4 protein-coding genes and 1 pseudogene are annotated in these 11,120 nt (G+C 42.0%); 2 read left to right on the top strand and 3 right to left on the bottom strand.

What is annotated here, in order from left to right:
- Nucleotides 1–139 precede the first annotated feature (139 nt).
- From VL20_RS13005 to VL20_RS12995, 3 genes and pseudogenes are all read right to left on the bottom strand, one after another.
- Nucleotides 140–487 (bottom strand): PIN domain-containing protein, encoded by a 348-nt coding sequence (locus VL20_RS13005; RefSeq protein WP_052276744.1) that lies wholly within the window; start codon nucleotides 485–487, stop codon nucleotides 140–142.
- A 244-nt stretch (nucleotides 488–731) separates the two neighbouring features.
- A complete protein-coding gene (locus tag VL20_RS13000) occupies nucleotides 732–986 on the bottom strand; it encodes a hypothetical protein (protein ID WP_052276743.1) in 255 nt (84 codons plus the stop codon).
- Nucleotides 987–1,243: 257 nt separating this feature from the next.
- Nucleotides 1,244–2,457, bottom strand: a pseudogene (locus VL20_RS12995) (ISL3 family transposase).
- 942 nt (nucleotides 2,458–3,399) lie between these two features.
- Here VL20_RS12995 and VL20_RS12990 point away from each other — a divergent pair.
- Together VL20_RS12990 and VL20_RS12985 are read left to right on the top strand one after the other, a co-directional pair.
- A complete protein-coding gene (locus tag VL20_RS12990) occupies nucleotides 3,400–7,986 on the top strand; it encodes a beta strand repeat-containing protein (protein ID WP_052276742.1) in 4,587 nt (1,528 codons plus the stop codon).
- Nucleotides 7,944–10,616, top strand: a complete 2,673-nt coding sequence (locus VL20_RS12985; protein WP_052276741.1) for a beta strand repeat-containing protein — start codon at nucleotides 7,944–7,946, stop codon at nucleotides 10,614–10,616. Before VL20_RS12990 ends, VL20_RS12985 begins: the two co-directional genes overlap by 43 nt.
- Nucleotides 10,617–11,120: the final 504 nt, after the last annotated feature.

The raw sequence follows: 11,120 nt of genomic DNA, 5'->3' as shown, positions 1-11,120 counted from the left end.
TTTAGACTATCATAAGATGCGCTTAAATTATCCAATTGGCATCAATGGAGATTTTTAGTTCTTTTGTCTTATCTACAAGGATAGCATTTTCCAAAAGTGATAAAAGAAATGTAAAGTTATTTTATAGTATTAGCCATAATTAAATCTCCCAGTCTTCATATTTTAAACCATCTATACGACTGAACTCACGGATATTATGAGTGATTAAAATTAACTCATTAGCCATAGCAATAGCTGCAATTTGTAAATCATAACCACCGACAGGAATACCTAATTGATTTAATTGAGACCGAATTCTTCCAGCAATTTTTGCAGAATTTTGGTCAAAAGGTAAAATCTTAAATTGATTAAAGAAACGCTCTAGCTTCGCTAAATTTTGGCTCTTCGTTACTTGGTATGGTTCGATAGGGGGGCATAAATCGACTAAATCCTTATCTGGCAAGGGATTTAATTGATTAGTTCGCTCTAGATCGAAAATAATTGACAAAAATCGCTAAATGCTTTTCTATATAGGGGTTCCATCCCTTATAACCCCCGTACATTGCATAACACAAACCGAAGAACCTAAATTTTGCTCTTTTCTACTGCTTTTATAAGCCCCATAATATAATTCTAATTGTACCACAGTAGATAAATAAATCTCGTCTGGCTGATGTTTTGCTAACTCATGAGTAACAGCCAAACTACTATTATTAAGTAGCTTAATACAAACATTTGTACTAACAGATAAGTCATAGTAGTTGTTCTCTTTCCTCATAATCTGGCTGTTTTTCTCTTACTAATAATTCACCTTCCCAACCGCCAATTACTTCTTCAAAAAAGCCTTCTTGCCATTGGCTAAATGTGGTTTTTTCTTCTTTTTCTTTTAGAGATATTGGCTGATCAACTAAGGTGACTTCTAAATCTGTGTTTTTAAGTTCAGGTGGTAAAGATATTTGTAATGTTCCATCTTCTCCTACATGGGTTTTAAAACTAATTGTTTTCATGGTTTCGGCTCAGGTTACTACTATCATAAGGATAGTGTAATATGTCCTCGCCTGACAAGGTGCGTCCCTTGCGATCTTTTAACCATAAAGACATCTTCACCCCAAACAGGTCGGACATGACAGAAACCACCATCCGATGAGAATGGCCATACATCCCACTCAAGACCGAGACGATGGATACTACTCTCTCACGGTAGCCGCTCTTTCCTACTACCATCTTTAAGAAAAGATGGCTCTTCGTTACTATTTATGCTAAATCAACAGACAAGATGCCAAGATAACATACTTCTAACCCAAAAATTACGAAAGTTTCTCAAGCCATAGGCTCTCCGTTTTATTAGTTTCAGTTTATTGTTGATTCCCTCGACCACCCCATTCGTTGTCCTTCGCTCGAAATAACTAATGATTTCTCCAAACCAGTTTCGGATTGTTTGACAACTCTTGGTAAAAACACTGGAGGATTTTGCCAACCATTCCGAGATGGATAGCATTCCCTCTGTCGAATTCTCTGAGGTTTCATAAATCTTTCTAAATTCTTCCTTTAATTCCTGCATCTTTTTCAAATTTGGGAATTTTTCTTTGATAGCTTCTAGTTTGATTTTTTGAGTTTCCGTTAAATCTTCTTCATTTTTTAACAGACTATATTTACTTCGCTTTAAAACTTCTAGCTTCGCTTCTTTTTCCGCTTTCTGTTTTTTATTTTTCTGCGCTTCTACCGCTCTTTTTTCTGCTTTTCTCTGTTCGTCTAACTCTTGATTAATTTGTTCATTACATGGAATCTATCGGCGACTACCTCGGCCGATGGCATCAATTCTTTCACTAAATTTTTATAGGGCAACCAAAGGTCTATGCTGACTTCTTCAATTTGCTCTAACACCTCTTTTCCCCACCCTGTAAGCGTTTCCCTCAATTCTTCTTGTGTTCGCTTCTCTAGAATAGCTATTAGTTTTCCCGTATCTAAATTTACTAAAACCGCACAGTAATTTTTTTGTCTTTTGACTAGAGCGATTTCGTCAATTCCTAGTCTTTTTAATTTCGATAGGTCTGTCTCTGTAATTTCTTCAGCTATGTCCTCTATCATTCTTTGAATCTCTTCTTCCGTTACGTCATTTCTTCGACTAACATTTAAAATATCTCCTTCTTTTAATTGTTCGAGTATATTCTCGGCTAGTCTTTTCGTATAGGTTCGTTTCTTGGCGACAAAATCTAACTCTTCGCTAAAGGGTTTCTGACAATTATCGCACTTAAATTGACGACGATTAACCTGTAGGTACACTGGTTGTCCTGAGATTGGTAAATCTTTGACTAAATGTCGATGATTTTGGTGGAGTTTATCGCTCTCTAACCCACAACGAGGACAGGTTGCTTTTTGATTTTTCGATTCGATTCGGCAAACTATACCGATATTTTCTAGGTGTAGATAGCCTTGAATACAGGTTCCTTTTAGGTTCAAAAATTTGTCAAGTATCATAAGTAAAATAATCTCGTTTTTGGCTATTATATCAAATCTTAACTCAATTGTCTATCTTTTGGTATTAACCTGTTTGTGCCTTAAGTCCTTCCCTGTATGGATTTCAGCTACTTTTGAGCGTAGTTGCTCTCATCGAATTTTATTTGAAGTTAATTATTTGCATAACAATTCCCGAAGAGCCGAAAAGATTTAGACTATCATAAGATGCGCTGAAATTATCCAATTGGCATCAATGAAGATTTTTAGCTCTTTTGTCTCATCTACAAGAATAGCATTTTCCAAAAGTGATAAAAGAGGTGTAAAGTTACTTTATATTAGTTGTCTTTGATAGCTGGGAAATTGTCCTGACGACTTCCCAAATTGCTCCTCACCTGACCCACCGTCCCAACCTCCAGTTGACGAAAGTAGATAGCACCGAGTCGGTTGTCAGCCATCTGATCAGAGGCTTGCAGCGATCGCCTAGTTTTAAATTGAGTTACGCGCAAGCTCAGGTATTTTTATTTGAGCAACGCCAAGAGAGAAAAAGCAGCGCAGACCGTATATCTGTAAAAAATGCTACAATAAGCTAAGATTCCATCAAAGGTTAGATTATCAAACGCCGACTCAGGACTATCAAGGTCGGAAAGCCTCGTTCGATAGTCTGAGCAGAGGCAAGACAATCGGTTAGAACTTATCGACCATCTGAGACTGTCCAATCGTTGGGAGCGACTTCGGGTATGGGTGAGGATATCGATCCGCAATTGTCAGGGTAACACCAAATCCCCCTGATCCAGTGCAGTGGACAAGCCTTCTTGTTCCTAGTGACCACTTCAGCAGTCCCTGATGATAACTGGGTTTTGCTAACTGGATTTAGGATAAACCTGCCTTAGTGCGGTTTTGCCGTTACTTGTCTAACAATTGTTGCTATTTCACTAACTACCTTATTTTTTATAGTTAAAAATTATGGCAAGCAAATCTTATTCGATGGTGCAAAATTACCCAATCGGAACAACCGGAACGGGACTAGATCAAACGGTTGAAAGAATTGGCATAGATCCAGGACTGGCTGGTGCTAATCTCGGCACAAATATTACGGGTGGAATGACGGCGGCTAATGAATTAAATCAGTTAATCTTAGAAGCCAAACAAGCCACTGGAGTTGCTAGTAACGGCATTTTTACTGTCAGTGACGTAACTGCGATTAATGCTTGGATTCGCGCTAACCGTTTAGCAGAATTTACTGCTCTCCACGGCGATGATGACGGCACAACAGAAACAGGGTTTCATTTAGTCCAAAATGACGGAGCGACTCAACAGTATCGCAACCAAAATTTAGTTGATACGGTTTTTGATGGCATTTATCACATTGGTTTCCTAATTGAAAATGGCACCTTTGTCAATGAAGATGGTAACGCCAATGCCACAGTTGCTCAGGTGGCGGATTGGCTAACCCAATTTTATACAGATCGGGCCACAACTAATACCGGACTTGATCGGATTACGGAATTAATTATTGCCGATCAGGGTTTAGCGCAAAATATACCTTGGCAAGAAATTGCTGGCGGTGCTGATGCGGCCAATGGACTGAATGATTTATTAAAAACAGCGATTACCACCTACAATCTCGCCGCCGATGGTTCAATTTCCGAAAGCGATATTGCACAAATTAACAATTGGATTCGCTCTGATGCCACCCGTTATAATACTTTTATTGTTCTGCATGGGGATGATGACGGCACAACAGAAACTGGCTTCCATTTAGTTCAAAATGACGGCGCTCAGACCACATATTTTGCAAAAAACCTAGTTAATACTGTTGCCGACGGAATCTATCATATTGGTTTTGAGATCCAAAATGGGCGGTTTCTCAACGAAGATGGTGCAGCTAATGCCACAGTAAAAGACGTAGCAGATTGGGTAACATATTTTTACGTCGATCAGTCCACCACTGGCACAGGATTAGACAAAATTGTCGATACCATCAAAATTGATACTGGCTTAGCCAAGTGGACAAATGCGGGGGATATTAACGCCGGAGCCGCCGCCGCCGACGGACTTAACCATCTATTAGTAGATGGCATTACTGCTACAGGTATCGCTGCTGATGGCTGGATTACCAGCGATGATATTCGCACCCTCAATCAATGGGTTCGCACTAATCACTATGAAGAATTTGTCCTCCTTCACGGTGATGATGAAGGGGATGAGGAAACAGGCTACCATCTGGTGCAAAATGACGGAGCGACAACTCAATATTTTGGCAAAAATTTAGTCAATACCGTGGCCGATGGACTCTATCATATTGGCTTTACCATCGAAGAAAATCGTCTCGTCAACGAAGACGGCGATGCCAATGCTCGCCTTAACGATGTTGCCAGTTGGCTCAACTATTTCTATCTTCAGAAAACCATTATTTACGGTGATAACTCCAGCGACACGATTACAGGTACGAATCTTGCCGAACACCTGATGGGTTACGGGGGAAACGATATTCTCAATGGTGGCGGCGGCGATGACCTAATCGATGGAGATTGGGGGTCTGACAATTTATCGGGTGGGGTTGGTAATGACCTCCTCTATGGCGGCGCAGACAATGACCAATTAGATGGAGGTGAAGACTCAGACACTTATTATGTCTCCGGTAATCTAGCCGGAGGCTGGTCGAGTTTCCAAGGCTATGACATCTACACCGATACAGGGACCACCGGGGTGGATAAAATTGTGGCTTTGGGTACAGGAGACGTGGACCTAGGGATTCTTTCCTTTAGCGCCAACAGTGGCATTGAAACCATCGACGGGACAGGAGTAACAGGAAAAGTCACCATTGTCGGTGATTGGAGTGACAACACCCTCGACTTCTCTAATACTGCTTTTGTCGGTGACAATATCCAAATCAATGGCTATTGGGGGAATGACAATATCACCGGTAGCACTGGTAATGATGTCATTATTGGTGGCGGTGGTGAGGACAAACTTAACGGTGGTAACGGTTCCGACCAATACATTTATACAGGCTATCAAAGTAATGAGTGGAATACCTTTGAAGGCTATGACACCATTACGGATACAGGAACCACTGGCACAGATACCATCGTCGCCAAAGGTACGGGTAATGTTGATATTGGTCTCAAGAGTTTTGGGGTTAATAGTGGCATTGAAACCATCGACGGGACAGGAGTAACAGGAAAAGTCACCATCGTCGGTGATTGGAGTGACAATACCCTCGACTTCTCTAATACCAAATTCCTCAGTAACAATATCGAAATAAACGGCTATTGGGGGAATGACAATATCACCGGTAGCACTGGTAATGATGTCATTATTGGTGGCGGTGGTGAGGACAAACTTAACGGTGGTAACGGTTCCGACCAATACATTTATACAGGCTATCAAAGTAATGAGTGGAATACCTTTGAAGGCTATGACACCATTACGGATACAGGAACCACTGGCACAGATACCATCGTCGCCAAAGGTACGGGTAATGTTGATATTGGTCTCAAGAGTTTTGGGGTTAATAGTGGCATTGAAACCATCGACGGGACAGGAGTAACAGGAAAAGTCACCATCGTCGGTGATTGGAGTGACAATACCCTCGACTTCTCTAATACCAAATTCCTCAGTAACAATATCGAAATAAACGGCTATTGGGGGAATGACAATATCACCGGTAGCACTGGTAATGATGTCATTATTGGTGGCGGTGGTGAGGACAAACTTAACGGTGGTAACGGTTCCGACCAATACATTTATACAGGCTATCAAAGTAATGAGTGGAATACCTTTGAAGGCTATGACACCATTACGGATACAGGAACCACTGGCACAGATACCATCGTCGCCAAAGGTACGGGTAATGTTGATATTGGTCTCAAGAGTTTTGGGGTTAATAGTGGCATTGAAACCATCGACGGGACAGGAGTAACAGGAAAAGTCACCATCGTCGGTGATTGGAGTGACAATACCCTCGACTTCTCTAATACCAAATTCCTCAGTAACAATATCGAAATAAACGGCTATTGGGGGAATGACAATATCACCGGTAGCACTGGTAATGATGTCATTATTGGTGGCGGTGGTGAGGACAAACTTAACGGTGGTAACGGTTCCGACCAATACATTTATACAGGCTATCAAAGTAATGAGTGGAATACCTTTGAAGGCTATGACACCATTACGGATACAGGAACCACTGGCACAGATACCATCGTCGCCAAAGGTACGGGTAATGTTGATATTGGTCTCAAGAGTTTTGGGGTTAATAGTGGCATTGAAACCATCGACGGGACAGGAGTAACAGGAAAAGTCACCATTGTCGGTGATTGGAGTGACAACACCCTCGACTTCTCTAATACTGCTTTTGTCGGTGACAATATCCAAATCAATGGCTATTGGGGGAATGATAATATCACCGGTAATGCTGCCAATAATTTGATTATTGGTGGCGGTGGTGAGGACAAACTTAACGGTGGTAACGGTTCCGACCAATACATTTATACAGGCTATCAAAGTAATGAGTGGAATACCTTTGAAGGCTATGACACCATTACGGATACAGGAACCACTGGCACAGATACCATCGTCGCCAAAGGTACGGGTAATGTTGATATTGGTCTCAAGAGTTTTGGGGTTAATAGTGGCATTGAAACCATCGACGGGACAGGAGTAACAGGAAAAGTCACCATCGTCGGTGATTGGAGTGACAACACCCTCGACTTCTCTAATACTGCTTTTGTCGGTGACAATATCCAAATCAATGGCTATTGGGGGAATGATAATATCACCGGTAATGCTGCCAATAATTTGATTATTGGTGGCGGTGGTGAGGACAAACTTAACGGTGGTAACGGTTCCGACCAATACATTTATACAGGCTATCAAAGTAATGAGTGGAATACCTTTGAAGGCTATGACACCATTACGGATACAGGAACCACTGGCACAGATACCATCGTCGCCAAAGGTACGGGTAATGTTGATATTGGTCTCAAGAGTTTTGGGGTTAATAGTGGCATTGAAACCATCGACGGGACAGGAGTAACAGGAAAAGTCACCATCGTCGGTGATTGGAGTGACAATACCCTCGACTTCTCTAATACCAAATTCCTCAGTAACAATATCGAAATAAACGGCTATTGGGGGAATGACAATATCACCGGTAGCACTGGTAATGATGTCATTATTGGTGGCGGTGGTGAGGACAAACTTAACGGTGGTAACGGTTCCGACCAATACATTTATACAGGCTATCAAAGTAATGAGTGGAATACCTTTGAAGGCTATGACACCATTACGGATACAGGAACCACTGGCACAGATACCATCGTCGCCAAAGGTACGGGTAATGTTGATATTGGTCTCAAGAGTTTTGGGGTTAATAGTGGCATTGAAAACATCGACGGGACAGGAGTAACAGGAAAAGTCACCATTGTCGGTGATGGGAGTGACAACACCCTCGACTTCTCTAATACTGCTTTTGTCGGTGACAATATCCAAATCAATGGCTATTGGGGAATGATAATATCACCGGTAATGCTGCCAATAATTTGATTATTGGTGGCGGTGGTGAGGACAAACTTAACGGTGGTAACGGTTCCGACCAATACATTTATACAGGCTATCAAAGTAATGAGTGGAATACCTTTGAAGGCTATGACACCATTACGGATACAGGAACCACTGGCACAGATACCATCGTCGCCAAAGGTACGGGTAATGTTGATATTGGTCTCAAGAGTTTTGGGGTTAATAGTGGCATTGAAAACATCGACGGGACAGGAGTAACAGGAAAAGTCACCATTGTCGGTGATGGGAGTGACAACACCCTCGACTTCTCTAATACTGCTTTTGTCGGTGACAATATCCAAATCAATGGCTATTGGGGGAATGATAATATCACCGGTAATGCTGCCAATAATTTGATTATTGGTGGCGGTGGTGAGGACAAACTTAACGGTGGTAACGGTTCCGACCAATACATTTATACAGGCTATCAAAGTAATGAGTGGAATACCTTTGAAGGCTATGACACCATTACGGATACAGGAACCACTGGCACAGATACCATCGTCGCCAAAGGTACGGGTAATGTTGATATTGGTCTCAAGAGTTTTGGGGTTAATAGTGGCATTGAAAACATCGACGGGACAGGAGTAACAGGAAAAGTCACCATTGTCGGTGATTGGAGTGACAACACCCTCGACTTCTCTAATACTGCTTTTGTCGGTGACAATATCCAAATCAATGGCTATTGGGGGAATGATAATATCACCGGTAATGCTGCCAATAATTTGATTATTGGTGGCGGTGGTGAGGACAAACTTAACGGTGGTAACGGTTCCGACCAATACATTTATACAGGCTATCAAAGTAATGAGTGGAATACCTTTGAAGGCTATGACACCATTACGGATACAGGAACCACTGGCACAGATACCATCGTCGCCAAAGGTACGGGTAATGTTGATATTGGTCTCAAGAGTTTTGGGGTTAATAGTGGCATTGAAAACATCGACGGGACAGGAGTAACAGGAAAAGTCACCATTGTCGGTGATTGGAGTGACAATACCCTCGACTTCTCTAATACTGCTTTTGTCGGTGACAATATCCAAATCAATGGCTATTGGGGGAATGATAATATCACCGGTAATGCTGCCAATAATTTGATTATTGGTGGCGGTGGTGAGGACAAACTTAACGGTGGTAACGGTTCCGACCAATACATTTATACAGGCTATCAAAGTAATGAGTGGAATACCTTTGAAGGCTATGACACCATTACGGATACAGGAACCACTGGCACAGATACCATCGTCGCCAAAGGTACGGGTAATGTTGATATTGGTCTCAAGAGTTTTGGGGTTAATAGTGGCATTGAAAACATCGACGGGACAGGAGTAACAGGAAAAGTCACCATTGTCGGTGATTGGAGTGACAACACCCTCGACTTCTCTAATACTGCTTTTGTCGGTGACAATATCCAAATCAATGGCTATTGGGGGAATGATAATATCACCGGTAATGCTGCCAATAATTTGATTATTGGTGGCGGTGGTGAGGACAAACTTAACGGTGGTAACGGTTCCGACCAATACATTTATACAGGCTATCAAAGTAATGAGTGGAATACCTTTGAAGGCTATGACACCATTACGGATACAGGAACCACTGGCACAGATACCATCGTCGCCAAAGGTACGGGTAATGTTGATATTGGTCTCAAGAGTTTTGGGGTTAATAGTGGCATTGAAAACATCGACGGGACAGGAGTAACAGGAAAAGTCACCATTGTCGGTGATGGGAGTGACAACACCCTCGACTTCTCTAATACTGCTTTTGTCGGTGACAATATCCAAATCAATGGCTATTGGGGGAATGATAATATCACCGGTAATGCTGCCAATAATTTGATTATTGGTGGCGGTGGTGAGGACAAACTTAACGGTGGTAACGGTTCCGACCAATACATTTATACAGGCTATCAAAGTAATGAGTGGAATACCTTTGAAGGCTATGACACCATTACGGATACAGGAACCACTGGCACAGATACCATCGTCGCCAAAGGTACGGGTAATGTTGATATTGGTCTCAAGAGTTTTGGGGTTAATAGTGGCATTGAAAACATCGACGGGACAGGAGTAACAGGAAAAGTCACCATTGTCGGTGATTGGAGTGACAACACCCTCGACTTCTCTAATACTGCTTTTGTCGGTGACAATATCCAAATCAATGGCTATTGGGGGAATGATAATATCACCGGTAATGCTGCCAATAATTTGATTATTGGTGGCGGTGGTGAGGACAAACTTAACGGTGGCGGTGGTGAGGACACTCTTATCGGAGGATTAGGGTCAGATCAACTAACGGGAGGTGAAGGTCCGGACTGTTTTATCTTCAACACCGTTGATGAAATCGGTCAAGGTGCAAACCAAGACAATATCCTCGATTTCAATACTGATCTTGATACTATTGATATCTCTGGCATTGATGCCAACTCCCTCAACGATGGTAATCAGAGTTTCACGTTTATTGGTGCCTCGGATTTTTCAGGTCAAGCGGGACAACTGCGCTTTTACGGCGGTCTCCTTTGCGGGGATACCAACGGCGATGCAGTCAGCGACTTTCAATTGGCGGTCGCTGGAGTGTATAGTTTACCTGTTACCAATATAGTGCTGTGACATCCTCTGGTTTAAGGCAATAAGCTCTTACTGTATTTAACTGAGTGTCAGCAGAAGTGCCATCGCTAAAAGCGAGGGACCTCTGCTGATACCAAATTAAATTGTATTCAGAGCAGATAAGTACCTAGGCAAAATTATTTACACATGACGATCATTGCCCCGTAAGGGTTTTAGCTCGATCGGGCAGGTAATTAATTTTGCATGACTACTTAAAGCATCAAGGATGAAGGGAAATTCCGTGAGAGAAGCAACCCTCCGGGGTGTTACTTCTTAAACAATTTATCTACTTTGACTTCTAGTTCCTCTAAAGTCTTAAAGTGCCAATTACTCATTACTCAATTGGGAAACCGGGTATAACAGTATCGATTAACGTCATTAACTTCATGGTTTCGGCTAAGGTTACTATTATCATAAGGATAGTGTAATATGTCCTCGTCTGATAAGGTGCGTCCCTTGCGATCTTTTAACCATAAAGACATCTTCACCCCAAACAGGTTCGACATC

The sequence above is a fragment of the Microcystis panniformis FACHB-1757 genome, from assembly GCF_001264245.1.
GTDB classification, from domain to species: Bacteria; Cyanobacteriota; Cyanobacteriia; order Cyanobacteriales; family Microcystaceae; genus Microcystis; species Microcystis panniformis.
Note: the sequence above shows the minus strand (reverse complement) of the source record. Positions and strands in the feature narration are given on the sequence as shown.